The sequence below is a fragment of the Pseudomonas migulae NBRC 103157 genome (assembly GCF_002091715.1).
Classification (GTDB): domain Bacteria; phylum Pseudomonadota; class Gammaproteobacteria; order Pseudomonadales; family Pseudomonadaceae; genus Aquipseudomonas; species Aquipseudomonas migulae_A.
Genome location: NZ_BDAG01000033.1, coordinates 1 through 25,344 on the forward strand (window position 1 = coordinate 1; position 25,344 = coordinate 25,344).

The 25,344-nt window shown below is 59.1% G+C and carries 21 protein-coding genes; 5 read left to right on the forward strand and 16 right to left on the reverse strand.

The window, feature by feature from the left end; all coding sequences use genetic code 11:
- Window positions 1-525 precede the first annotated feature (525 nt).
- The 3 genes from PMI01S_RS22065 to plsB are packed head-to-tail and all read right to left on the reverse strand — an operon-like array spanning window position 526 to window position 4,214.
- Entirely contained in the window at window positions 526-1,215 is a 690-nt protein-coding gene (locus PMI01S_RS22065; protein ID WP_084322255.1) for a DUF4197 domain-containing protein, read from the reverse strand.
- A 40-nt stretch (window positions 1,216-1,255) separates the two neighbouring features.
- A complete protein-coding gene (locus tag PMI01S_RS22070) occupies window positions 1,256-1,654 on the reverse strand; it encodes a YbaY family lipoprotein (RefSeq protein WP_084322256.1) in 399 nt (132 codons plus the stop codon).
- 58 nt (window positions 1,655-1,712) lie between these two features.
- Window positions 1,713-4,214: a glycerol-3-phosphate 1-O-acyltransferase PlsB gene (gene plsB, locus PMI01S_RS22075; RefSeq protein WP_084322257.1), complete on the reverse strand. Its 2,502-nt coding sequence runs from the start codon at window positions 4,212-4,214 to the stop codon at window positions 1,713-1,715.
- A gap of 236 nt (window positions 4,215-4,450) precedes the next feature.
- On the opposite strand from plsB, the gene PMI01S_RS22080 reads away from it, so the two are divergent.
- Entirely contained in the window at window positions 4,451-4,660 is a 210-nt protein-coding gene (locus PMI01S_RS22080) for a cold shock domain-containing protein (RefSeq protein WP_019647794.1), read from the forward strand.
- A 139-nt stretch (window positions 4,661-4,799) separates the two neighbouring features.
- Here the strand turns inward: PMI01S_RS22080 and PMI01S_RS22085 are convergent, their stop codons facing one another.
- The 4 genes from PMI01S_RS22085 to PMI01S_RS22100 form a co-directional block, all read right to left on the reverse strand.
- Complete coding sequence (locus PMI01S_RS22085; RefSeq protein ID WP_084322258.1) at window positions 4,800-5,177, reverse strand: hypothetical protein; 378 nt, start codon at window positions 5,175-5,177, stop codon at window positions 4,800-4,802.
- A gap of 76 nt (window positions 5,178-5,253) precedes the next feature.
- Window positions 5,254-6,063, reverse strand: a complete 810-nt coding sequence (locus tag PMI01S_RS22090) for a putative RNA methyltransferase (protein ID WP_084322259.1) — start codon at window positions 6,061-6,063, stop codon at window positions 5,254-5,256.
- On the reverse strand, window positions 6,063-7,214 hold the full coding sequence (dapE, locus tag PMI01S_RS22095) for a succinyl-diaminopimelate desuccinylase (RefSeq protein ID WP_084322260.1): 1,152 nt from the start codon (window positions 7,212-7,214) through the stop codon (window positions 6,063-6,065). Before dapE ends, PMI01S_RS22090 begins: the two co-directional genes overlap by 1 nt.
- Before the next feature lie 254 nt (window positions 7,215-7,468).
- Window positions 7,469-10,060, reverse strand: coding sequence for a glycosyltransferase (locus PMI01S_RS22100; RefSeq protein ID WP_084322261.1), 2,592 nt, complete (start codon window positions 10,058-10,060; stop codon window positions 7,469-7,471).
- A gap of 271 nt (window positions 10,061-10,331) precedes the next feature.
- Between PMI01S_RS22100 and tcdA the strand changes: the two genes are divergently transcribed.
- Complete coding sequence (gene tcdA, locus PMI01S_RS22105; RefSeq protein WP_084322262.1) at window positions 10,332-11,150, forward strand: tRNA cyclic N6-threonylcarbamoyladenosine(37) synthase TcdA; 819 nt, start codon at window positions 10,332-10,334, stop codon at window positions 11,148-11,150.
- A gap of 93 nt (window positions 11,151-11,243) precedes the next feature.
- Here tcdA and PMI01S_RS22110 read toward each other — a convergent pair whose 3' ends face one another.
- The 4 genes from PMI01S_RS22110 to PMI01S_RS22125 form a co-directional block, all read right to left on the reverse strand.
- A complete protein-coding gene (locus PMI01S_RS22110; RefSeq protein WP_084322263.1) occupies window positions 11,244-11,651 on the reverse strand; it encodes a SufE family protein in 408 nt (135 codons plus the stop codon).
- Window positions 11,648-12,853: an aminotransferase class V-fold PLP-dependent enzyme gene (locus PMI01S_RS22115; RefSeq protein WP_084322264.1), complete on the reverse strand. Its 1,206-nt coding sequence runs from the start codon at window positions 12,851-12,853 to the stop codon at window positions 11,648-11,650. The genes PMI01S_RS22110 and PMI01S_RS22115 overlap by 4 nt, the downstream gene beginning before the upstream one ends.
- 162 nt (window positions 12,854-13,015) lie before the next feature.
- Window positions 13,016-14,050, reverse strand: a complete 1,035-nt coding sequence (gene dapD / locus PMI01S_RS22120; protein ID WP_084322265.1) for a 2,3,4,5-tetrahydropyridine-2,6-dicarboxylate N-succinyltransferase — start codon at window positions 14,048-14,050, stop codon at window positions 13,016-13,018.
- Between the two features lie 33 nt (window positions 14,051-14,083).
- Window positions 14,084-14,446, reverse strand: coding sequence for an ArsC family reductase (locus tag PMI01S_RS22125; protein ID WP_007949322.1), 363 nt, complete (start codon window positions 14,444-14,446; stop codon window positions 14,084-14,086).
- A gap of 314 nt (window positions 14,447-14,760) precedes the next feature.
- On the opposite strand from PMI01S_RS22125, the gene PMI01S_RS22130 reads away from it, so the two are divergent.
- Window positions 14,761-16,392, forward strand: a complete 1,632-nt coding sequence (locus tag PMI01S_RS22130; protein WP_084322266.1) for a Na+/H+ antiporter — start codon at window positions 14,761-14,763, stop codon at window positions 16,390-16,392.
- Between the two features lie 26 nt (window positions 16,393-16,418).
- On the opposite strand, the gene PMI01S_RS22135 is transcribed toward PMI01S_RS22130, so the two are convergent.
- The 5 genes from PMI01S_RS22135 to map form a co-directional block, all read right to left on the reverse strand.
- Window positions 16,419-17,192 (reverse strand): zinc metalloprotease, encoded by a 774-nt coding sequence (locus tag PMI01S_RS22135; RefSeq protein WP_084322267.1) that lies wholly within the window; start codon window positions 17,190-17,192, stop codon window positions 16,419-16,421.
- 143 nt (window positions 17,193-17,335) lie between these two features.
- Window positions 17,336-18,085 (reverse strand): M12 family metallopeptidase, encoded by a 750-nt coding sequence (locus PMI01S_RS22140; RefSeq protein ID WP_159439519.1) that lies wholly within the window; start codon window positions 18,083-18,085, stop codon window positions 17,336-17,338.
- A 174-nt stretch (window positions 18,086-18,259) separates the two neighbouring features.
- Window positions 18,260-19,459: a succinyldiaminopimelate transaminase gene (gene dapC / locus PMI01S_RS22145; RefSeq protein WP_084322269.1), complete on the reverse strand. Its 1,200-nt coding sequence runs from the start codon at window positions 19,457-19,459 to the stop codon at window positions 18,260-18,262.
- A 154-nt stretch (window positions 19,460-19,613) separates the two neighbouring features.
- Window positions 19,614-22,316 carry a [protein-PII] uridylyltransferase gene (locus PMI01S_RS22150; protein WP_084322270.1) on the reverse strand — a complete coding sequence of 901 codons (2,703 nt, stop codon included), beginning with the start codon at window positions 22,314-22,316 and terminating at the stop codon, window positions 19,614-19,616.
- Window positions 22,317-22,361: 45 nt separating this feature from the next.
- On the reverse strand, window positions 22,362-23,144 hold the full coding sequence (gene map / locus PMI01S_RS22155; RefSeq protein ID WP_084322271.1) for a type I methionyl aminopeptidase: 783 nt from the start codon (window positions 23,142-23,144) through the stop codon (window positions 22,362-22,364).
- A gap of 373 nt (window positions 23,145-23,517) precedes the next feature.
- Here map and rpsB point away from each other — a divergent pair, with 373 nt between their 5' ends.
- Window positions 23,518-24,255 (forward strand): 30S ribosomal protein S2, encoded by a 738-nt coding sequence (rpsB, locus tag PMI01S_RS22160; protein WP_007907989.1) that lies wholly within the window; start codon window positions 23,518-23,520, stop codon window positions 24,253-24,255.
- Between the two features lie 193 nt (window positions 24,256-24,448).
- Entirely contained in the window at window positions 24,449-25,312 is an 864-nt protein-coding gene (gene tsf / locus PMI01S_RS22165; RefSeq protein ID WP_084322272.1) for a translation elongation factor Ts, read from the forward strand.
- The last annotated feature ends 32 nt before the right edge of the window (window positions 25,313-25,344 follow it).

The following is a 25,344-nucleotide window of genomic DNA, read 5'->3' on the forward strand; positions in this document are numbered from 1 at the left end:
GGTCAGCTTTTGTAGGCGCCGGCTTGCTGGCGATGGCGGCCTGCCAGCCAACCTATCCTCGCCAATATACGCTGCCCTCGTAGGAGCCGGCTTGCTGGCGAAGACGGCCTGCCAGCCACCTGTTCTCGCCGACATACGCTGCTTTTGTAGGAGCCGACTTGCTGACGATGGCGCCCTGCCAACCGACCTGTTCTCGCGGCTATACGCAGACCTTGTAGGAGCCGGCTTGCTGGCGAAGACGGTCTGCCAACCAACCTATCCTCGCGGCTATACGCAGACCTCGTAGGAGCCGGCTTGCTGGCGATGGCGCCCTGCCAACCGACCTGTTCTCGCGGCTATACGCAGACCTTGTAGGAGCCGGCTTGCTGGCGATGGCGCCCTGCCAACCAACCTATTCTCGCGGATACACGCAGACCTCGTAGGAGCCGGCTTGCTGGCGATGGCGCCCCGCCAGCCGGCCTGTTCTCGCGGATATACGCTGATCTTGTGGGAGCAGGCTAGCCCCCACAGGATCGGCGTTGTGGCTTAGAGGGTGCCAAACACTTTCTTCGCCAGGCTGGTCGCTGCCGCAGCAGGGTTCTTGCGAATGGTTTCTTCCTGTTTGCCGATCATTTCGAACAAGCCGTTCAGTGCCTGTTCGGTGACGTAGCTTTCGATGTTGGCATTTTTTGTATCGATCACGCCCATGGTCGCGGCTTGGCCGGCGAACGAGTTGTACTGCTTGGCCAGGCCGACCTGGTCGGTGGCTTGCTTGACGATCGGCAGGAACTTGGCGCGGATTTGTTCGCGGCTGGTTTTGTTCAGGTATTGGGTGGCCGAATCGTTGCCGCCGCTGAGGATGCCCTTGGCGTCTTCAACGGACATTTTCTTCACGGCGTCCACGAGGATCGGCTGGGCCTGGGTCACGGCGGTTTCTGCCGCTTTGTTCATGCTGGTTTCCAGTTGATCGACCTGGTCGCCCATGCCGAACTGTTTCATCTTGCTGGCGACCTTGCCCAGTTTGCCTGGCAGTTCGATTTTCACGTCCGGGTTGTTGCTGAACCCGCCCGGTGTACCGAGTTGTTTTACGGCCAGTTGCGCGCCTTGGGTCAGGGCATCCTTGAGGCCGCCGGTGGCATCTTTTTGCGACAGGTCACTGAGCGAGAGCGCCATGGCGCTGGCGGAAATCATCAAGCCTGCGCAGAGGCCGGCGAAGCGAAGGGTAGGGCGGAACATGGCGGCTTCCTTGTTCATGAAAAGTGTTTGAAAAATAAAATCAACGGGCTGCGTCGACGCGGATTTTCAGTGGCTGCGGATCGCTGCCATCCAGTTGCACGGCGTGGTGTTCGGTGGTGATGAACATCAACTTGCCATCCACTTCGATGCGCGCGCTGACGGAATATCTGTGGCCGGGTTTGACCTGAGCCGGATCGTAACTCAGATGGAATGGCAGCGGCACCTGACCTTTGACCGGGCCCTTCTGTTCGTCGAGGATCACGGCCGGGGCGTCGGCCAGAGACACGTCCTGCAAGCTGACGCTCAGGGTGGCGGTCGGGGGCAGGGCGATGCGTTGCAGGTAGAAGACTTCGCCATCCAGGCTGGTTTTGTCGGCGGGCTGCATCGAATGACAGGCTCCGAGCAAAGCGGTGATGGCCAATAGAGAGAGTTTTTTCATCTGATATCTCCAATCTCATGTGGGAGCGGCGGTGCGGCGATCCCACAGGGGGGTTGCGTTATTGCTCGGGCTGTGTGGTAGCCAGATCCGCCGCATCTTCACTGCGATGCAACGCCACCTGGCGAATCGACAAACGAATCTCCGCCGGCAACACCCGTTTGGCCGCGCCTTCGGCCAGTTCGCCGAGCAGTTCGTGATAGCTCAATTTGCCGGCTTCGTCGCGCTTGAGCACGTCCAGGTCGAGCATCGTCTGGATGAAGTGGCGGAACAGGCTCTTGTCGAAGAACTCCGGGGCGTTCAGGCCATGCAGGATCGACAGGCGCTGGGCCATCACCGTGCACAGGTCCTCCAGCTCTTCGGCGCTGATGCTGTTCTGGCCGCTGTTGAGCAGCAGGGAAACGGTCATGTAGAAGCGTTGCAGCGTCTGGGCGATGCTCTTCGACAGCAAGGTCAGCAACACGAAATGCCGCGAGCTCGGCGCCGGGCGCAGGTAAACGTCATTTTCAAAACGTAGCAGGCCCTGCTCGACGAACGCTTCGAGCCATTGATCGATCACTGCATCCAGTTCGTCCAGCGACCAGCGAATGAACAGCTCCGATTGCAGGTACGGATACAGTGCGCGGGTGTAGCGCAGGATCTGTTCGCGGCTCATGCGAGAGGCGCTCTGGAAGAAGCTCGCGAGCAGCGACGGCAACGCGAAGATGTGCAGGACGTTGTTGCGGTAGTAGGTCATCAGGACGGCATTTTGCTCGTCCAGGTACAGAATCTTGCCGAGCGCATCACTTTGTTCGGACAGCAGATCCATGTCCTTCACATGCTCGATCAGCGCACGCCCGTCACCTTCCGGCAGCGTGGTGTGCGGCGAGTATGGCACCTTGCGCAACAGTGCCAGATACAGATCCAGCACTCGCGCCATGGCGCGATCATCCAGCGCCAGACGGCTGGTGGACAGCAATGCCAACGCCACGAGGTTGACCGGGTTGATCGCCGCTGCTTCGTTCAGGTGCTGCGCGACTTTTTCGCCGAGGCGGTTGGTGGTTTCGTTGAGCCACGCCGGTTTGAACTGCGGGCCGAGTTCCTGTTGACGCCAGTCTGGCTGTTCGCTGTCGAGGAATTCCGCGAGTTTGATCGGTTCGCCGAAGTTCACCGCCACTTGGCCGAAGCGCTGCTTCAGGGCGCCAATGACTTTGAAAATGTCGAAGATCGATTCTTTCTTCTTGCTCGCACCGCGCAATTCGCCGAGGTAGGTCCGGCCTTCCAGTACGCGCTCATAACCGATGTACACCGGGATGAAGACGATCGGCATACGCGATGAACGCAGGAAGCTGCGCAAGGTGATCGCCAGCATCCCGGTTTTCGGTTGCAGCATGCGCCCGGTGCGCGAACGGCCGCCCTCGACGAAGTACTCGACCGGGAAACCTTTGGTGAACAGGGTGTGCAGGTATTCGTTGAACACCGAGGTGTACAGCGGGTTGCCTTTGAAAGTACGACGCATGAAGAACGCACCGCCACGCCGCAGCAGGCTGCCGATCACCGGCATGTTGAGGTTGATCCCTGCGGCGATGTGCGGCGGGGTCAGGCCGTTGCGGAACAACAGATAGGACAGCAGCAAGTAGTCGATATGGCTGCGATGGCACGGCACATAGATCACTTCGTGACCCTGGGCGACCTTCTGCACGCCTTCGATGTGGTTGACCTTGATTCCGTCGTAGATCTTGTTCCAGAACCAGCTCAGCACCACTTCCAGAAAGCGAATCGCGGTGTAGGTGTAGTCCGAGGCGATCTCGTTGCCGTAGCGCAGGGCCTGGGCCTTGGCTTTTTCCGGGGAGATGTTCTCGCGCTCGGCTTCATCCAGGATCGCTTGCTTGACCAGCGGCTGATTGAGCAGGCCTTTGACCAGATTGCGCCGGTGGGAAATGTCCGGGCCGATCACCGCAGCTTTGAGGTTGCGGAAGTGCACCCGCAGAATCCGCTGGGCCATGCGCACGGTGCGCTCGTGCCCCTTGTCGTGATCGATCAGTTCGCGCAGGTGAATCGGCGCGGAAAACTGCACGCGGGTCTTGCGCCCCAGCACGATGATGCTCAGCAAGCGGCGCAGACGCCCGGTAACCGCCCAGCTGTCGGCGAAGAGCAGTTTCCACGGGCTCGATTCGCTGTCCGGCGACTGGCCCCAGAACACGCTGACGGGAATGATCTGCGCGTCTTCGGCGGCATTCTGGCTCAGGGCGCTGACCAGGCGGGTCAACGTCGGCGGCGCACCGCGCTTGTCCTGGCGACCGAGCCAGTCGGGGTCTGGTGTCAGGTAAAAGAACGCGGCGGGTTCCAGCAGGTTACCCACCGACACCGGCAGCACCGGGCGGGGCAGGCCGGCCTTGCTGCACTCGGTGTCGACCACGGCGAGGTCGGTCAGCGAAGGGTTTTGCAGGACGTAGAACACCGGACGACTGCGGTCGAGGTTGAGGGTGAACGACGACTGATTGATCGTCTCGGAGCGAACCCAGAGATAGAGCAGTCGGCGCAGGGTGCCAAACACAAGACGGCGGAACGGGGAACGGGTCATACGGCATCTGCATGAGTGAATAAAACCGAGCGTTTGCTCGGGCGGCCGATAGTGTGCCGGATTCACCGAAAATCGGCAAAAAAGCGCCTAAGTAAAGTTGAGTTGAGAGTTTTGGCAGCTGTCATATACTCGGCGAGCCCGCACTGGCCAGATAGTGGCACCTGGTCCGCGCAAGCAATGTTCCCGAGGCTTTCCTGCGAAAAGCCCGATCAATAATAAAAAAGGGGTATGAACAAATGGCAACACGTGAAACCGGCAACGTGAAGTGGTTCAACGACGCCAAGGGCTACGGTTTTATTCAGCGCGCGGACGGGGTGGATGTGTTCGTGCACTACCGCGCGATTCGCGGTGAAGGCCACCGCTCGCTGACTGAAGGTCAGCAGGTCGAGTACGCAGTGGTGGAAGGACAGAAGGGGTTGCAGGCTGAGGATGTGGTGGGGCTGTAAAACCACTCTCCAGATCACCCGAAAACCAATGTGGGAGCGGGCTTGCTCGCGAATGCGGTGGGTTAGTCGACATTAACTTTGACTGACACACCGCATTCGCGAGCAAGCCCGCTCCCACGTTTGATCAATGTTGCTGATGTTAAGCGGTTTTCCAGGTGATCTCTTCTTCGCCATCGGCACTGATGCGCATCCAGCGATCCGCTGTTTCCTCACCTTCTTCCTCGACCCAGCTGCCCGGTGCGCAACGCACTTCGACGTTCAGCGCGGCAAACGCGGCGCGGGCACAGGCGATGTCGTCTTCCCACGGGGTCTGGTCGCTTTCCAGGTACAGGCTGTTCCATTTGCCTACGGCTTTCGGCAACCAGGTCACCGGCACGTTGCCGGCCTTGCACTTGTAGGTCTGGCCTTTCTGAACCCAGTCGGTGCACGGGCCCAATGCGCTGCCGAGCCAGGCCGCGATGGCCTTGTAGTCGACGTCAGCGTCTTTCAGGTAAATCTCGATATCGGGTTGGCGCATGGATGTCCTCACTGCGGGTCTGAAAAATCCATTCGCGGATTTAGCCGGCCTCAAGCCGTTGCTCAAGACCAAAAAATTATTGAAGTACGAAGTAATCGTAACGCATCGACACGGTGACCTCGAACGGCTCGGCCTGTTCGATGACCGCCGCCCGGCGTTCGGCACTGGCGCGCCAGCCGTGAGGCGTCATGGCCAATAGGTTGGCGCGATCCTGACCCTTTGAAAGCGTCAGTTTGAACTCCAGGGTTTCACTGTGTTGCAGCGCCATGCCTTCCGGCACCAACGCCAGATGCTTGTCGTCAGTGTATTCGCGTACTTCGTCGTACAGTCGCTCGCGCAATTCCATCAGATGGCCGCTGGTCGGCCCGACTTTCATCAAGCCGCCGCCGGGGCTGAGCAAGCGCTTGGCTTCTTCCCAGTCCAGTGGGCTGAAGACGCTGGCAAGAAACTGGCAACTGCCAGACGCCAACGGCACCCGCGCCATGCTGGCGATCAACCAGGTCAGCTGCGGGTTGCGCTTGCAGGCGCGTTTGACCGCTTCCCGGGAGATGTCCAGCGCGTAACCGTCAGCGTTGGGCAGGGCCTGGGCGATCTGCGCGGTGTAGTAACCCTCGCCACAACCGATGTCGAGCCAGCGCTGTGGTGCGTATTCGGCCGCCAGTTCCGCCAGGCGCTTGGCCACCGGCGCGTAATGGCCTGCGTTCAGGAAGTCGCGACGGGCTTCGACCATCGCCAGGTTATCCCCAGGGTCGCGGCTGTTCTTGTGCTGCACCGGCAACAGGTTCAAATAACCCTGGCGCGCACGGTCGAAGCGATGCCCGGCGGGGCAGGCCACGCCGTTGTCCACCGCGTTCAGCGGTTCGCTGCAGATCGGGCAGGCGAGCATCAGGCGAGCAACTTGATCAGGGTCTGGTAGTAGATTTCGGTCAGCACGTCGAGGTCGGCGGCCAGCACGCGCTCGTTGACCTGGTGGATCGTTGCGTTGACCGGGCCCAGTTCAACCACTTGCGTACCCATGGTCGCGATGAAGCGACCGTCGGAGGTGCCGCCGCTGGTGGACGCCTTGGTTTCGCGACCGGTGACGTCCTTGATGCTCGATGCCACGGCATCCAGCAACGCGCCCGGTTCGGTGAGGAACGGCAGGCCGGACAGCGCCCAGTCGATGTGCCAGTCCAGGCCATGTTTGTCGAGGATGTCGGCGACGCGCTTTTGCAGGCCTTCGACGGTGGATTCGGTGGAGAAACGGAAGTTGAACACCGCCACCAGATCACCCGGGATCACGTTGGTCGCGCCGGTGCCGGAATTCACGTTGGAGATCTGGAAACTGGTCGGCGGGAAGAAATCGTTGCCATGATCCCAATGCTCGGCTGCCAGTTCGGCCAGGGCCGGGGCGGCAAGGTGGATCGGGTTCTTGGCCAGGTGCGGATAGGCCACATGACCTTGCACGCCGTGCACGGTCAGTTTGGCGCCGAGGGAACCGCGACGGCCGTTCTTGACCACATCACCCACCAGCGTGGTGCTCGACGGTTCGCCGACGATGCACCAGTCCAGGCGTTCCTTGCGAGCGGCGAGGCGCTCGACGACTGCCTTGGTGCCGTGATGCGCCGGACCTTCTTCGTCGCTGGTGATCAGGAACGCGACCTTGCCCTTGTGATCCGGATAGTCGGCGACGAAGCGCTCGGCGGCCACGGTCATGGAGGCGAGGCTGCCTTTCATGTCTGCCGCGCCACGGCCGCAGAGCATGCCGTGTTCGTCGATCAGCGCATTGAACGGGTCGATCTGCCAGGCGGTCACCGGGCCGGTCGGGACCACATCGGTGTGGCCGGCGAAACACAGCACCGGGCCGTCATGTTTGCCGTGGGTCGCCCAGAAGTTATCCACATCTTCGATGCGCATCGGTTCCAGGTTGAAACCGGCATCGCCCAGGCGCTGCATCATCTGCTTCTGGCAATCGGCGTCGAGCGGCGTCACGGACGGACGGCGGATCAGGTCGATGGCGAGTTGAAGGGTCGGCGAAAGGTCGGCGTGGGCCGTCATGGAAAACTCCGGAAAACTTGAATATGGGCACGGACTAATGTGGGAGCGGCGGTGCGACGATTCGACTTGCTCACGACGGTGGTGTGTCAGACAACGGAAATGTTGAATGTTAAACCGCCTTCGCGAGCAAGCCCGCTCTCACAGGTTTTGAGTGCGGTCAGTAAGACCGTATATCACGCCAAGCCCTGCAAAATGGCGGTTATCTTAAAGCAAAACGGCGGCCATTGGCCGCCGTTTAGTGCATCTGTAAAGATTTAGACTGCCGGTGCCGTTTCGGCCTCGACGGCCGGTTTCGGCAGCGAAGACAGGAACGCCATGATCAGCGCCGCCAGGTACGGCAGCGACTGCACCAACAGCATGATCACCCAGAAGCGCATGTCGTTGCTCGGCAGCCCGTTCACCAGGAAGATCCCCAGCGCCGCGCCCCACAACAGCAGCATGATGAACATCTCTTCACGCGCCTCCGAAATCGCCACCCAGAAGCCGTGGTTATCGGCGTTTTTCGGCGTACGGAAGAACGGAATGCTGCTGGTGAAGAAACCGTACAGCACCGCTTTGGCGATGGTGTGCGACAACGCCAGACCGGCCAGCGCCGCGCAGAACGCGTCCTTGAGGTTCACGCCAACCGCGCGACGGTAAAGGAAGATGATCTTGCCGACCTTGAACACGAACAACGCCAATGGCGGGATCGCGAAAATCAGCAACGGCGGATCGACCCGCTGCGGAACGATGATCATCGCCGCCGACCACAACAGTGCGCCGACAGTGAAGAAGATGTTCATGCCGTCCGCGACCCACGGCAACCAGCCCGCGAGGAAGTGGTAACGCTGGCCACGGGTCAGTTCGGTGTCCTTGCCGCGCAGCAAACTCGCGGTGTGACGCTTGATGATCTGAATCGCACCGTAAGCCCAGCGGAAACGCTGTTTCTTGAAGTCGATAAAGGTATCGGGCATCAGGCCTTTGCCGTAGCTGGTGTGGTAATACGCCGCCGACAAACCTTTCTCGAACACGCGCAGACCCAACTCGGCGTCTTCACAGATGCACCAGTCGGCCCAGCCCAGTTCCTCGAGCACCGAGCGACGGGTCATGGTCATGGTGCCGTGCTGAATGATCGCGTCGCGGTCGTTACGGGTGACCATGCCGATGTGGAAGAAGCCCTTGTATTCCGCGTAGCAAAGCTTCTTGAAGGTGCTTTCGTTCTGGTCGCGGTAATCCTGCGGCGACTGCACCACAGCGATTTTCGGATCGGCGAAGTGCGGCACCATGTGCTTGAGCCAGTTCGGGTCGACGCAGTAATCGGAGTCGATCACGGCAATCACTTCGGCATCCTTGGCGGTGTGCGGAATCAGATAGTTCAGCGCGCCACCCTTGAAACCGGCCAGCGGTGCGACGTGGAAGAACTTGAAGCGCGGGCCGAGGGTTGCGCAGTAATCGCGCACCGGTTCCCAAACCGCCGGGTCCTTGGTGTTGTTGTCGATGATCAGGACTTCGAAATCCGGATAGTCGAGGTTGGCCAAGGCGTTGAGGGTCTGTTTGACCATCTCCGGCGGCTCGTTGTAGCAAGGGACGTGAATCGAGACTTTCGGTCTGTAGTCCGAATCGCCTACAACGGGCAGGAATTCGCGCCGGCGCTTGTGGGTCCAGACCGCTTCGGCCAGTTCATGCGCCTCGGTCAGCAGAACGATAAACACCCCGAGCGCGCCGAGTGCGAGGAGGAATCCGACCGTCAGGCTGAACCAGGTGCTGTATTGCTGGCTGTAGTCGTAGCCGATCCATACCAAAACCGAACCGCAGAGGAACGCGATAAAGGTCAGGAAGGTGCGGCCACGCTGACGCAAGGCCGAACCGTCGATCATCAGCAAGGTCAGGGACAGCAAGGCCAGCACTGCCGAGCCGATGGCCAGCACACGCCATTGCGGAATCGCGACGACCGGGCCTTCGAAGTTGAATTTCTGCTGACGCGCGGCGTTGAACACGCCCCAGTACGCGCCCACCGAACCTTCGTCACTGGCCTTCCACGGCTGGTCAAACGCTTCGATCACGAAGTAGTTGAAGCCCTGGCGGTTGAGCTTGTTCACCAGCGTGCGCAAGTAGATCGCCTGATCCGCCGGGCTCGCATCGGTGCCGCCGCGCATGCGACCGTTGCTCGGCCAGCCAACCTCCGAGAGCAGCAGCGGTTTTTTCGGGAACATCTTTTTCAGGTCGCGGGCGCGGTCGAGGACGAATTGACCGGCCTTGTCCACCGGGACGTATTCCCAGTAAGGCAGGACGTGCGCGGCAATCAGATCGACGTGCTTGGCCAGTTCCGGGTGCTCTTCCCAGACGTGCCATTGCTCGGACGTGGTGACCGGCACCTTAACGGCGGCACGGACGCGATCAAGAATCACGCTCAGTTCAGCAGCGGTAATTTCCTTACGGAAAATCGCCTCGTTGCCTACCACCACGCGAACCACGCTGCGCGAGGAGTTGGCAATTTCGATGGCGCGGGTGATTTCCCGCTCGTTGCGTTCCAGGTCCGGGCTGATCCAGATGCCGAGGGTGACCCGCAGGCCGAACTCTTCAGCCAGCTTGGGAATGTCACCCAGGGTGCCATCGACCGAGTAAGTGCGGATGTTGTCCGTCAGCTTGCTCATGATCTCCAGATCGCGACGCATTTGATCGTCGGTCGGGTACTGCTCTTTCTGCGGGTACTGGCCTTGCTGGAACGGCGAGTAGGAAAACCCGGAGATCTGTTCTGGCCAGTTGGGGGCGGTGACCGGGCGATTGATCAGCGCCCAGAAGCCGGTAAACAAGGCAGCGATGGCGAGCACCACGACCAGGTTGAGTCCAAATTTACGCGATGACATAGCTATTTCGGGTTCCAAAGGCTGTGGAACGAAGTTACGGTCGGCGGTTGCCAAGGGGCGCGCATCCTACACCGGGCGTTCCCTGACCGTACAGCAGACAGGGAACAGCCGGACGTTGGGCAATCCAACTCGACTTAAGTTCTTTCGTTGGACCTTGTAGGTTAAATCTTGGTTCTGCGTAGGCTGAATAATGAGTTCAAGACGCCCGTTCATAGCCCAAAGATGCTCTTGGCCGCCGACGGCCCTATAATGCGCGCCGGTTTTTGGGGTAATGGTCATGAGCACAGAAGATCCGCGGTTTGCAGGCATCGCCCGTTTGTATGGCATCGAAGGGCTTGAGCGCTTGCGCGCCGCCCACGTGGCGATCGTCGGCGTCGGTGGCGTCGGTTCCTGGGCGGCGGAAGCCGTAGCCCGTTGTGGCGTGGGCGAGATTTCGCTGTTTGACCTCGACGACGTCTGCGTCAGCAACGCTAACCGTCAGTTGCACGCGCTGGACAGCACTGTCGGCAAACCCAAAGTCGAGGTGATGGCCGAGCGCCTGCGCGGGATCAATCCGGACTGCACGGTGCACGCGGTGGCGGATTTCGTCACCCGCGACACCATGGCCGAGTACATCACGCCGAACATCGACTGCGTGATCGACTGCATCGACAGCGTGAACGCCAAGGCTGCGCTGATCGCCTGGTGCAAACGCCGCAAGATCCAGATCATCACCACCGGCGGGGCGGGCGGGCAGATTGATCCGACGTTGATTCAGGTCTGCGACTTGAACCGGACTTTCAACGACCCGTTGGCCTCGAAAGTGCGCTCGACCCTGCGCCGCGACTACAACTTCTCCCGCACGGTGACCCGTCATTACAGCGTGCCGTGTGTGTTTTCCACCGAACAGCTGCGCTACCCGAAGCCGGATGGCAGCATTTGCCTGCAGAAGAGTTTTGTCGGGGATGGTGTGAAGCTGGACTGCGCGGGCGGGTTTGGCGCGGTGATGATGGTGACGGCGACATTCGGCATGGTCGCGGCGACCAAGGCTGTGGATAAAATTGTGGCGGGTGTGCGGCGCCCGGCGGATCGGGTCAAACCCGGGGTTTGAAACGCGATCCTTGTAGGAGCCGGCGTGCTGGCGATCCATGCGCCGCGGTGTCTCAGCCATACTGAGTCGCCTGGATCGCCAGCAAGCCGGCCCCTACATGTCGCTCAGGCTCCGCATTCGCTGGAGCACGGCGTTGAGGCCGTTGCTGCGCGACGGCGACAACTGCCGGCTCAATCCAAGCTGATTGAACCACTCCGGCAAATCCACCTGCTGCAACTCAACCGCCGACAACCCGTTAACCCGCGCCAGCAACAACGCCACCAACCCGCGAATCAATCGCGCATCACTGCTCGCGGCAAACTGCCAGTGACCGTCCTGCAGCGAGCCCACCAACCACACCTGGCTTTCACAACCATGCACGCGATTGGCCTCGATCTTGTCCACATCGCTCAACACGGGCAGACGGTCGCCCCATTGCATCAACAGCCGCGCCCGTTGTTCCCAGCCAGCGGCAGCCTGAAAGGTTTCGAGCGCCTTGACGGCATCAGCGGGGAGGGTCATCGCAACAACTCCAGCGCCTGATCCAGCGCTTCAAAGAACCGTTCCAGATCTTCGGAATCGTTGTACAGCGCCAACGACACCCGAATCGCCCCGGCCAGTTCAAAGCTTTTCAGCAACGGCATGGCGCAGTGATGACCGGCGCGCACGGCGATCCCCTGTTCTGTCAGCAAATGCGCCAGATCAGCGTTATGCACACCTTCGACGACAAAACTCGCCAGCGCCAGTTGCGGTTTGCCCAGCAGGCGGATGCCGTTGCGTGCCTCAAGACCTTTCAACAAATAGTCGTGCAGCGCCGCTTCATGGGCTGAGACCGCGTCCTGATCGAGACCGGCGAGGTAATCCAGCGTCGCGCCAAGTCCAATCACACTGGAAATCGGCGGCGTGCCCGCCTCGAATCCCAATGGCGCCGGGCGAAAGCGTGCGTGCTGGTAATCCGCATCCAGCACCATTTCGCCGCCGAATTGCCAATGGCGCAGTTGCTTGAGCACTTCGTGGCGCCCGAACAGCACACCCAGGCCATCGGGTCCGTAGAGCTTGTGGCTGGAAAACACATAGAAGTCGCAACCGAGTGCCTGCACGTCATGTCGACCATGGACCACGCCCTGAGCGCCATCGACCACAGTCATCGCGCTGTGTGCCTTGGCCATCGTCAGCAAGGCGGGCAGCGGTTGCCAGGCACCGAGCACGTTGGACAACTGACTGACCGCCAGCAAACGAGTCTGTGGGCCAATCAGCGACGCGGCGGCATCGAGGTCGATCAAGCCGTCGGTATCCAGTGGCAGGATCACCAGCTTCAAATCGCGACGGTGAGCCAATTGCTGCCATGGCAACAGGTTGGCGTGATGCTCAAGGGCGCTGATGACAATCTCGTCGCCCGGATTGAACAGGTGTTCCAGGCCATAGGCCAGGAGGTTCAGCGCGGAGGTGGCGCCGTGGGTAAAAATGATCTGCCCGCAATCGCCGGCATTCAGCCAGTGGGCGGCTTTGCTGCGGCTGTCCTCGAACGCCTGGGTGGCATGCGCGCCGGGCAAGTGCTGCGCCCGATGCACGTTGGCCGCACCATTGGCGTAGTAATGCGCCAGGGCATCCAGCAGCGCTTGAGGTTTTTGAGTGGTGGCGGCGTTGTCCAGATAGGTCTGGTCTTGCCGTTGCAGCGCGGCGATGGCCGGAAAATCGGCGCGCCAGGGAGAGGGAATCATCATGCAATTTGGCCCTGCTAAACATGGGCGGGGTGTACACCGTACCCCTGTAGGAGCGGGCTTGCTCGCGATGGACGTTAACGTTAACGCGTGTGACCTGAATAACCGCGTTGCCCTTACGTTTCTCGCGAGCAAGCTCGCTCCTACAGGGTGATCATGTGACGCTTAGTTGTGAGCGTGCAGCGCTTCGTTCAGTTCGATCGCCGATTTGTGGGTTTTGCATTCCACGGCGCCGGTTTCCGAATTGCGGCGGAACAGCAGGTCAGGCTGACCGGCCAGTTCACGGGCTTTCACGACCTTGACCAGCTTGTTGTTCTCGTCCAGCAGCGCCACTTTAGTGCCAGCGGTCACGTACAGGCCCGATTCAACGGTGTTGCGGTCGCCCAACGGGATACCGATACCGGCGTTGGCGCCGATCAGGCAGCCTTCGCCGACCTTGATCACGATGTTGCCGCCGCCCGACAGGGTGCCCATGGTCGAGCAACCGCCGCCCAGGTCCGAACCCTTGCCGACGAAGACACCCGCGGAAACGCGGCCTTCGATCATGCCCGGGCCTTCGGTGCCGGCGTTGAAGTTGACGAAACCTTCGTGCATCACGGTGGTGCCTTCGCCGACGTAAGCGCCCAGACGAATCCGCGCCGCGTCAGCGATGCGCACGCCGGCCGGTACCACGTAGTCGGTCATTTTCGGGAACTTGTCCACCGAGAACACTTCCAGCAATTCGCCGCGCAGACGGGCTTCCAGTTGATGCTCGGCCAGTTCGGCGAGGTCGATTGCGCCCTGGCTGGTCCACGCGACGTTCGGCAGCAGCGGGAACACGCCCGCCAGGTTCAGGCCGTGCGGCTTGACCAGACGATGGGACAGCAGGTGCAGCTTGAGGTAAGCCTCAGGCGTGGAAGTCAGTGGCGCGTCTTCGGCCAGAATGGTCGCGACCAGCGGCTTGTGGCTCTCGGCCAGGCGGGTCAGCAAGGCAGCCTGTGCGGCGTCGACGCCTTTGACGGCTTCAGCCAGTTGCGAAGCCTGAGCGGTGCTGAAGGCGATGGCCTGATTGCCGTCGGTGTAGCCCAGGACCGGCGCGATGGCCGCGACCAGTTCGGCCGAAGGATTGAGCAATGGCTGTGCGTAAAACACTTCCAGCCATGCGCCTTGACGGTTTTGAGTGCCGACACCAAAGGCCAGGCTGAATACGGTAGTGGACATGTAAATACCTCTAACAAAATTGAACGGGCGGGCTTACTTGAGCGCTGCCGCGTAGATGTCTGGCTTGAAGCCAATCAGGGTTCTGTCTCCGAGATCGAGCACCGGGCGCTTGATCATCGAGGGTTGTGCGAGCATCAGTTCGATGGCTTTCGGCTGGTCGAGATCGGCTTTGCGTTCGTCGTCGAGCTTGCGAAAGGTCGTGCCTGCACGGTTCAACACCACTTGCCAGCCGTGCTCGTCGCACCATTGGGTCAGGTGTTCACGGTCGATTCCGGCCGTTTTGTAATCATGAAAGTCATAGCTGACAGCGTGTTCATCGAGCCAGGTGCGCGCCTTTTTCATGGTGTCGCAGGCTTTGATGCCGAAAAGGTGCAACGTTTTGCTTGAAACGGTCAAGGAATTGCCCCCTTTGCAGGTGCTGGAAAAAAAAGGTGAAGGATTATGCCATGACCGGACGGTTTCGCGTCGGCCTTGGTCGTTATGCCACCGCAAATCCCTTGTGGGAGCGGGCTTGCTCCGGGCGGCGTTCCGACGAAAGCGGTGTGTCAGACACACAAATGTTGACTGTTAAGCCCCCTTCGCGAGCAAGCCCGCTCCCACATTGGATTGAGGTGTTTTCAGGCGATGCGACATTGGTGTAACGGTCAGGGAACAGTCTAGGCGGCTAATATGGCACTTCAATGCTATCGATTGCCCGGGAACTGCGCTTTATGCAAACCGCCTACACCGTCCTGATCCTGTTGATGCTGGTAAGTGTTTCGCGCCTGGTCGGACGCGTGATTGCATTGCCATTACCGCTGGTGCAAATCGGTGCCGGCGCGTTGCTGGCCTGGCCGACGCTCGGGTTGCACGTCGCACTGGACCCGGAATTGTTCCTGTTTTTGTTCCTGCCACCGCTGCTGTTCTCCGACGGCTGGCGCATGCCCAAGCGCGAATTCTGGCGACTGCGCGGGCCGATCCTGACCCTGGCGGTCGGTTTGGTGCTGTTTACCGTCGTCGGTGCGGGTTACTTCATCCATTGGTTGTTGCCGAGCATTCCGCTACCGGTGGCTTTTGCCTTGGCGGCAGTGTTGTCGCCGACGGATGCCGTGGCCGTCTCGGCGATTTCTCAAAACCGCCTGCCGACCCCGCTGATGCATATGCTGCAGGGCGAGGCGCTGATGAATGACGCGTCGGGCCTGGTGACCTTCAAGTTCGCCCTGGCAGCGGCGGTGACCGGGGTGTTCTCGCTGGCCAACGCCAGCCTGACGTTTGTGTTGGTGGCGGTTGGTGGCCTGGCTGTCGGTGTGGCGCTGAGCTGGCTGGTCGGGCGTTTGCGCTCATGGATGATCGCCCGGGGCTGGGATGATCCGGCGACGCACGTTGTCTTCATGTTGTTGCTGCCGTTTGCGGCGTACGTGCTGGCCGAACGGCTGGGCGCATCGGGCATTTTGTCGGCGGTCGCGGCGGGGATGATGCAGAGCTGGCTCGATCTGCTGCCGCGCCAGACCAGCACTCGACTGCTCAATCGCAGCGTCTGGTCGTTGCTGGAGTTCGCGTTCAACGGATTGATCTTCCTCCTGCTGGGTTTGCAATTGCCGGACATTATCAAAGCCGTGGTCAGCCACGAAACCTCGTTGTGGCCGACACTGCTCTATCGCTGCCTCGACGTGGTGGCGATTTTCCTGGTGCTGGTGGTGTTGCGGTTTGTCTGGGTGCAGAGCATCTGGCGGTTGTCGGGGCTGCTGCGCCGTTGGCGCGGCAAGGGTGAAATGGTCAACGTGCCGACTGCGCGATCCTGCTGGTTACTGACGGTGGGTGGCGTGCGCGGAGCGGTGACGCTGGCGGGCGTGTTGTCTGTGCCGATGTTGATGGCGGGTGATGCGTTTCCTGAACGAGATCTGCTGATCTTCATTGCAGCCGGGGTCATTCTGCTGTCGCTGGTTGCGGCCTGTATCGCGCTGCCACTGTTGTTGCGTGGCATTGAAAAGAGCCCGGACGACAAACGTCGCAGTGAGGTGCGCGATGCCTGGCGCAAAACCGCCGAAGCGGCCATTCATGCGCTCGAAACCGAAGAGGTCACCCCTCATGACGCAGCCCAGGCTGCGCTGGCCATTGAGCTGAAGGCTCGGATCATGTCCGAGTATCGGCACCAACTGGAGGTGTTCAACGACTCGGCGGAGGCCCAGGCCCTGGCATTCCAGATGGACTTGCTGGAGCGGCGCTTGCGTTTGAAGGCGCTGCGGGCGCAACGCCTGGAGTTATACAAGCTCAGCCGTCATCACCAGATTGGTGATGACGTATTGCGAGAAGTATTAGGTGAACTGGATTTGAGTGAAGCGAATCTGGGGGCCGTCAAATAACGCGTGTTGATGGCCTGGCGACCGAATCATTCGCTTTGCGCTTCAGGGTAAGGGTAGACCTGCGTCATAAAGGCCTTGTCCTTCTCGCTGAGGACAAAGTTAAGGTCGACCTTGAAGTCGCCATCGGTCCATTCCTGCCGGACGGCATAATGCATGATCGACAGCGGGTCGTAGGGCGAGTTTTTTACTTCGTTGGCATCAAGCAGATTGAAGTAAAGGTCGTCCACTTTTTTGCGGGTGAGACTGTCTTGGTAACTGTCTTCGTCAGCATTTTCAGGTAACCAATGCGCGGCGTAGACGGCTGGCTTGTTCCAGGGGATGTTTGCCGCAGGGTTCAGTTGCTCATGTTGGGCACCTAATGCATGACCAAATTCATGCATGGCATTGGCAAGAAAGAACTTTAATGAATAGCGGTAATCCGTCGCCAGGATCATCGTTGGCAGGCTCTGATCTGTCTGTGTCAAAGCGGCGGTGCCAAGGAAAGACCAATAAATGCCCTGTTCACACTTGATACGAATATCGCCCTCCGTTCCTTCGACAAAATCCAGGTTCAGATTGATATGTGGTTGCCAGTTACTGGCAGCAGTCTTGACGGCATTCTTGAATGCTTCATCGCCATTCAAAAATGCAATTCGCAGGGTTCGGCCAGGTGCCCAGAAGTGGGTATGTTTGCCTGCGGCGCGCTTTTGGCGGCCAGGCGTAGAAACTACACGGTTTGCAGGGTTTTCGGCGATGGCAACCTCATAAGAGGCTTTAGGGTCCATCGGAGTTTCCAAGTGATAAGTTGACATGATGTCCATATATAAATATCCATTTTTATAGAGGGCCCAGGATGGGTTTATTGCATTTTTTTGTGTTTTATATGCGCCTTGTCAGGGAGCGGGTGCATCAATGAGGAATAAAGTTTCGACGGTGAAAAGTAGTACCGTCACTGCAGCAGTGCTTAATCCTTGGGATAGGCTTTGCGCATCATGATGATGTCCCCGTTGCTGATTGCCCACGATTCCGATTGACCCCAGTTTCCGAATGTCCATTCCCGAGGGATCTCATAGTGCATGACTGAGTCGCCGTCATAAGGTTCGTAAGCATGTTGGTGGCTTCGGGGCAGGGGCAAGATATTCGTGTCGACATCAGCTTTGTTCCAACCGTACTTTTTGGCACAGTGTTTATAAGTATTCTGCACGTTCCATGGTATCTCCGAGTCTGGGTGCTGGTGTGCGTGCATCGCTCCCAAGGCATGCCCGAACTCATGTAGAACGACATATCTAAAGCGTTGGCTCCCCGACTTCCAATTGAGAAACATACTGGGGGCACGCCTTTCTGCATCAGTGCCTCCTATGTCGTCGATCAATGCGTCAGTGCCAATTTCAGAACTGTTTACTCCATTTGGAGGGTTGATGTGGATCCGGATGTCGCCTGTATCACCTGTTACAAAATCAAATTTCAGATTGACGTAAGGGAGCCATTCACTGGCGGCGGCTTTTACCTCTTCGATAACCTCGTCGCTGGCGTCATACATTGCGATTTTTAGAGTTCTTCCTGTAGCCCAGTACTTTGTATGAGCGCCGATGTTTCTTTTTGGGCGATTTGATTGGCTATTTAGCGCGTTAAGAGGACGTTCGTTGATGGCGGCTATGTAGGAGTCTGCGTCGTTTTTTGGTTGCGGTATTTGACAGGGTTTAAATGAATTCATGCTTGTTACTTCCATGTAACGAGTAGTTGTTTAGTTGGGGGTTATAAAATTTAATATACAGGTTTTGATGGCGTGACTCAGGTTAATGTTCGAGTGGATATTTGTATATGGCAGGGTTGTAACCAAGTTAGCTAGATCCGCACTGCATTGCACAGTGCGGATTTACTCAAGTTGCTATTTTCGGGAGGAAATGAAGTTGCGAATACGCTCTGCCGCTTCAACACATTCCGCCAATGGTGCAACCAATGCCATGCGCACGCGACCGGCCCCTGGATTTTCGCCGTTTACCTCGCGGGACAGATAGGAACCCGGCACCACAGTCACATGCTCTTCCACAAACAGATCACGGCAGAACGCTTCATCATCGCCATTAACGTTCGGCCACAAGTAGAAGCCGCCGTCCGGGCGTTGCACGTCCATCACCGGGCTGAGGATTTCCAGCACCGCATCATACTTTTCGCGATACAGCGCACGGTTGGCCCGCACATGCACTTCGTCATTCCACGCGGCGACGCTCGCCAGTTGAGTCTGAACCGGCATCGCGCAGCCGTGATAAGTGCGGTACAGCAGGAAGCCTTTGAGAATGTCGGCATCACCGGCCACGAAACCCGAACGCAGGCCTGGCAGGTTGGAGCGCTTCGACAGGCTGTGGAACACCACGCAGCGCTTGAAGTCCTTGCGGCCCAGTTCCACGCAGGCGCTAAGCAGGCCGGCTGGCGGGGTTTGTTCGTCGAAGTACAGTTCGCTGTAGCACTCGTCCGCTGCAATCACGAAGTCGTGTTCGTCGGCGAGGGCGATCAGCTTTTTCAGGGTTTCAACCGGGATCAAGGCGCCAGTCGGATTGCCTGGCGAGCACAGGAACAGGATCTGGCAGCGTTTCCAAATGTCCGGGGAGACGGCATCGAAGTCCGGGTTGAAGCCGTTCTCGTCCAGGCATGGCAGGTAATGCGGCTTGGCGCCGGCGAGGAACGCGGCACCTTCATAGATTTGATAGAACGGGTTCGGGCTGACCACCAGCGCGTCATCGCCACGATTGACCACGGTCTGGGTGAAGGCGAACAGCGCCTCGCGAGTGCCGTTGACCGGCAGCACGTTGCGCGCCGGGTCGAGCCAGCCGCTCGGAACGTTGAAGCGGCGTTCGCACCACGCGGCGATGGCTTCACGCAGCGCCGGAATGCCGAGGGTGGTCGGGTAAACGGCCATCTGATCCAGATTGCTGGACAGGGCTTCGGCGACAAAGCTTGGCGAACGGTGCTTCGGTTCGCCGATGGACAGTGCGATAGGGCGTTTGTCCGGGTTGGGCGTGACGCTGCCGAGCAGGGCGCGGAGCTTCTCGAACGGGTAGGGCTGGAGCTGGGACAAAGCGTTGTTCATCGGTCGATCTCGTTCAATGTGGAGGCCTGCACTCCGTAGGAGCCGGCTTGCTGGCGATAGCATCACTCCAGTGCATCTGACACACCGAGGTGATGCTATCGCCAGCAAGCCGGCTCCTACAAAGGGCTATCTCCGCAGGGGGAAATTTGTCGGGTCAGATACTGATTCGTGACAGTTTGATATCGGGTTCCTGGTTGACGCTCAACTGTTCAACGATCGCATCCTGCAAGCGGCTGCACAGCAACGGGTCGGACAATGGCTGGTTGTTCGCGTCGGTGATGAAGAACACGTCTTCCACGCGCTCGCCGAGGGTGGCGATCTTGGCGTTCTGCAGCGACAGATCGAACTCCAGGAAAATCGTACCGATCCGCGCCAGCAAGCCTGGCCGGTCCGGGGCACTGAGCTCCAGCACCGTCACCGGCCGCTGGGCGTCGTTGTGGATCGTCACCTGTGGCGCAAACGCGAAATGCTTGAGCTGGCGCGGCACCCGACGCTGGATGATCGTCGGGTAATCGTCCGGGTTGCGCAGGGCTTCGGTCAGGCCTTCGCGGATCTGTTTGATCCTTGCCGGGTTATCGCCGATCGAATCGCCGTCAGTGTCGAGCACGATATAGGTGTCGAGGGTGAACTGACTGCTGGACGTGATGACCCGGGCGTCGTGAATGTTCAGGTTCAGCTGATCCATCGCCGCCACGGTCACGGCGAAGAAGTCGTGCTGGTCCGGCGCATAAATGAAGATTTGCGTACCGCCCTCGAACTCGCGCTGGGTGGTTTCCTTGATCAGCACCAACGGCCCGCCGTCCGCCGGCTGCTGCAGGATGGCGTCGGTATGCCAGGCCACGTCGCCGGCGGTGTGACGCAGGAAATAATCATCACCCAATTGCGACCACAACTGTTCGACGTCGTCCGGATCGTTGCCGCCGCGCACCAGAATATCGAGGGCGGCGCTCTGGGTCTGGCGGATCTGCATTTCACGATCCACCGGGTTCTCCAGGCCGCGACGCAACGCTCGCTTGGTCTCGGTATAGAGCTGGCGCAACAGGCTGGCGCGCCAGGAGTTCCACAGCGTCGGGTTGGTGGCGTTGATGTCGGCGACGGTCAGCACGTACAGGTAATCGAGGCGGGTTTCGTCACCGATGATTTGCGCGAAGTCGTGGATCACGTGCGGGTCGGACAAGTCCTTGCGCTGGGCGGTGGTCGACATCACCAGGTGGTTCTGCACCAGCCAGACGATCAGGCGGCTGTCCCACACTGGCAATTGGTGGCGCTGGCAAAAAGCCTCGGCGTCCACTGCGCCGATTTCCGAGTGATCGCCGTGCCGACCTTTGCCGATGTCGTGATACAGACCGGCGAGATAGATCAGTTCAGGCTTGGGCAGCTTGCCCATGAGCTTGCTGGCCAGCGGGAATTTTTCCGACACTTGCGTGTACTGCAACTTACGCAGGTGCTTGATCAGGTTCAGCGTGTGCGCGTCGACCGTATAGATGTGAAACAGGTCGTGCTGCATCTGCCCGACAATGAAACCGAACTCCGGCAGATAACGCCCGAGAATGCCGTAACGGTTCATCCGACGCAGGTTGCGGTGGATGCCGATCTTGCACTTGAACAGCTCGATGAACAGGCTGGTGTTGCGGATGTCATTGCGGAAATCGTCATCGATCAGATGCCGGTTTTCCCGCAGCAGGCGAATGGTATCGGCGCGCACGCCCTTGATTTCCGGCTGCTGGGCCATCAGCACGAAGATCTCGAGCATGGCGAACGGCGTGCGGCGGAATACGTTGTCGTTGCGCGCCTCGATGTAACCGTCGTGCAACTGGAACCGAGAATTGATCGGCTGTGGCGGCGCCTCATCTTCCGGCGCGAGGATGACTTCCTCGAAGTGCTGGATGATCAGGTCGCTGAGCTGGGCGATGCTCATGACCACCCGGTAGTACTGCTGCATGAAGTTTTCGATGGCTTGCTTGGCGTCATCGCCCTTGAAACCCAGCAGGCCGGCAATCGAACGCTGGTGGTCGAACAGCAAGCGGTCTTCGGCGCGACCGGCGAGCATGTGCAGCGCGTAACGAACCTTCCACAGGAACTCCTGCGAGGAGGCCAGCAGGGCGTTTTCGCTCTCGACCAGGAAACCTTCGCCTGCCAATGCCCGAAGGTTCAGGGTGCCGTACTCGCGCCGGGCCACCCACAGAATCGTCTGAATATCCCGTAGTCCGCCGGGCGAGCCTTTGACGTTGGGTTCCAGGTTGTATTCGGTGTCGTTGTATTTGTGGTGACGGGCCTTCTGCTCGGCGCGTTTGGCCAGGAAGAAGTCCTTGCTCGGCCACATGTGTGCGGTGCTGGTGACGTCGAGCATGCGCTGGCGCAAACGTTCGGGGCCGCAGATGGTGCGACTTTCCATCAGGTTGGTGACAACCGTCAGGTCGGCGCGGGCTTCAACGGCGCATTCGTCCACCGAGCGCACGCTCTGGCCGACTTCCAGGCCGATGTCCCACAACAGCGTCAGAAAACGCTCGATGGAATCACGGAAAACTTCATGGTCGGCGCTGTCCAGCAGGATCAGCAGATCGATGTCGGAAAAAGGATGCAACTCGCCGCGACCGTAGCCGCCGACCGCGATCAGCGCGATGTCGGCGTCTTCGCTCCAGTTGAACTGCTCCCAGGCCTTTTGCAGGATGTTATCGACAAACCAGGCGCGATCCTCGATCAGCCGGCGAATGTCCCGGCCGCTGCGAAAGCGTCCGTCAAGGACCTCGCGGGCCTGGCGGATCGCCTTTTTGAAAGCCGCGATCGGGCTGGCCTTCAGGGCCAGTTCAGCCTGGAACTGGCCACGGTCGAAGAGTTCGGGATCCACCTGCGGCATCGATTGGCTTTCCTTTCTATAAGGCTGGGTTCAGCTCGGACCGGATCAGGCCGAAACGCGCGGGATGGTGTCATCGCTGCGCAAGGTGAAGATCTCGTAACCGGTTTCGGTCACTGCCAGCGTGTGCTCCCACTGTGCCGACAACTTGCGGTCCTTAGTGATCGCGGTCCAGCCGTCGCCCAGTACTTTGGTGTCGGCCTTGCCCTGGTTGATCATCGGCTCGATGGTGAAGGTCATGCCGGCTTTCAGTTCCATGCCGGTGCCGGCGCGGCCGTAGTGCAGGATCTGCGGCTCTTCGTGGAACACCTTGCCGATGCCGTGGCCGCAGAACTCGCGAACCACCGAGAAACCGTTCTTTTCGGCGTGCTTCTGGATCACTTCACCGATGTCGCCCAGGCGGCAGCCGGGTTTGACGATTTCGATGGCCTTGTACATGCATTCCTGGGTCACTTGCGACAGGCGCTCCGCCCAGACCGGCACGGTGCCGACGTGGAACATGCGGCTGGTGTCGCCGTGGAAGCCGTCCTTGATCACGGTGACGTCGATGTTCAGCGTGTCGCCATCCTTCAATGGCTTCTCGTTCGGAATGCCGTGGCAGACCACGTGGTTGATCGAGGTGCAGATCGACTTCGGATAGCCTTTGTAGTTGAGCGGGGCAGGGATGGCATGCTGCACGTTGACGATGTAGTCGTGGCAGATACGGTCCAGCTCTTCGGTGGTGACGCCCGGCTTGACGTGTTCAGCAATCATTTCCAGCACATCGGCGGCCAGTTTGCCGGCGACACGCATTTTTGCGATGTCCTCCGGGGTTTTGAGGGTGACGGTCATACAGGCTCTCTCTGCGCTCAATGGCGCTTGCTAACACGGAATGGGCAGTGTGCGATCGATGTTCGCCGCCCTGAAAAACGCGATTCTAACAGACGATCAGCGCAAATCTGAGCCTCTGTGCATCGCTTCTCTCTATAGATAGGCGCATTCTTGAGCGATTCCAAGGGTGTAGATGAAGGCTCGCATCAGGAATTGAGAATCCGGGTTCCGTTTTTTGGAGTCTTGTGATATAAAATGCGCCGCTTTCCGGGGATACCCCGAAAGGCTTAAATCCACACACGTGTCGACACGATGACCTGGGTGCCTTCAGCTGATGCTGCTGGTTGGTCATTGGGATACGTGGAGGCCAAACCCGACTTATTAAGGAACTATCATGTCCCAAGTCAACATGCGCGATATGCTGAAGGCCGGTGTGCACTTCGGTCACCAGACCCGTTACTGGAACCCGAAAATGGGTAAGTACATTTTCGGCGCGCGTAACAAGATCCACATCATCAACCTTGAAAAAACCCTGCCAATGTTCAACGAGGCTCTGACTTTCGTAGAGCGTCTGGCCCAGGGCAAAAACAAGATTCTGTTCGTCGGCACCAAGCGTTCCGCTGGCAAGATCGTTGCTGAAGAAGCAGCACGTTGCGGTTCGCCGTACGTCGATCACCGCTGGTTGGGCGGCATGCTGACCAACTTCAAAACCATCCGTGCTTCCATCAAGCGTCTGCGTGACCTTGAAGTGCAAGCCGAAGACGGTACTTTCGCCAAGCTGACCAAGAAAGAAGCGCTGATGCGCACTCGCGATCTTGAGAAGCTCGATCGTTCCCTGGGTGGTATCAAGGACATGGGCGGTCTGCCAGACGCACTGTTCGTTATCGACGTTGATCACGAGCGCATCGCGATCACCGAAGCCAACAAGCTGGGCATCCCGGTTATCGGCGTAGTCGATACCAACAGCAGCCCGGAAGGCGTTGACTACATCATCCCAGGCAACGATGACGCAATCCGCGCTATCCAGCTGTACATGGGTTCGATGGCTGACGCTGTAATCCGCGGTCGCAACCACGTTGCTGGTGGCACCGAGCAGTTCGTTGAAGAAGCTCCGGCAGCTGCAGCTGAGTAATTGACGCCTTGGCGTTGACTCAGTAAGCAAAAAGGGGGCTTGGCCCCCTTTTTGCCACCTCGAAAACCATTTGTCCGGTGGCGCATTTACAGTATTTGTAACTTGCAGCTGCTAACAAGGGTGGTTCGGGAAGAATTGAACGCCCGTTCGATCGGGTGGAATGGTTGAAAACCTATCCAAGAGGAATTTTGAAATGGCAGAGATTACTGCAGCGTTGGTCAAAGAACTGCGCGAGCGTACTGGCGAAGGCATGATGGACTGCAAAAAAGCCTTGACCAAGGCTGGCGGCGACATCGAAAAAGCCATTGATGACATGCGTGCTTCGGGCGCAATCAAGGCTGCCAAGAAAGCAGGCAACGTGGCTGCTGAAGGCGCTATCGCTCTGAAAGAAGACGGTAAATCCGCCGTTCTGCTGGAAGTGAACTCGCAGACCGACTTCCTGGCTCTGCAGGACGACTTCAAGGCATTTGTTACTGAAAGCGTTGAAAAAGCGTTCGCTGACAAACTGACTGACGTCGCTCCGCTGATCGAAGCTCAAGAAGCTGCTCGCCTGGTACTGGTCGGCAAGGTTGGCGAAAACGTCAACATCCGTCGCCTGGCTCGCGTTGAAGGTGATGTTGTTGGTGGTTACCTGCACGGCAACAAGATCGGTGTTGCGGTTGTTCTGAAGGGCGGCAACGTTGAGCTGGCCAAAGACATCGCTATGCACGTAGCGGCCAGCAACCCTGAGTTCCTGCTGCCATCGGAAGTTTCCGCTGAAGCAATCGAGCGCGAAAAAGCCGTGTTCCTGCAGCTGAACGAAGAAAAAATCAAAGGCAAGCCAGAAAACATTGTTGAGAACATGGTCAAAGGCCGTATCAGCAAGTTCCTGGCTGAAGCAAGCCTGGTTGAGCAGGCGTTCGTCAAGAACCCTGAAATCAAGGTCGGCGAACTGGCCAAGAAAGCCGGTGCTGAAATCGTTTCTTTCACCTACTTCAAAGTAGGCGAAGGCATCGAGAAGCCGGTCGACAACTTCGCTGAAGAAGTTGCTGCCCAGCTGGCTGCCGCCAAGCAATAAGACGGTTTTTTAACTGTCGCCCTGAAGAGGCT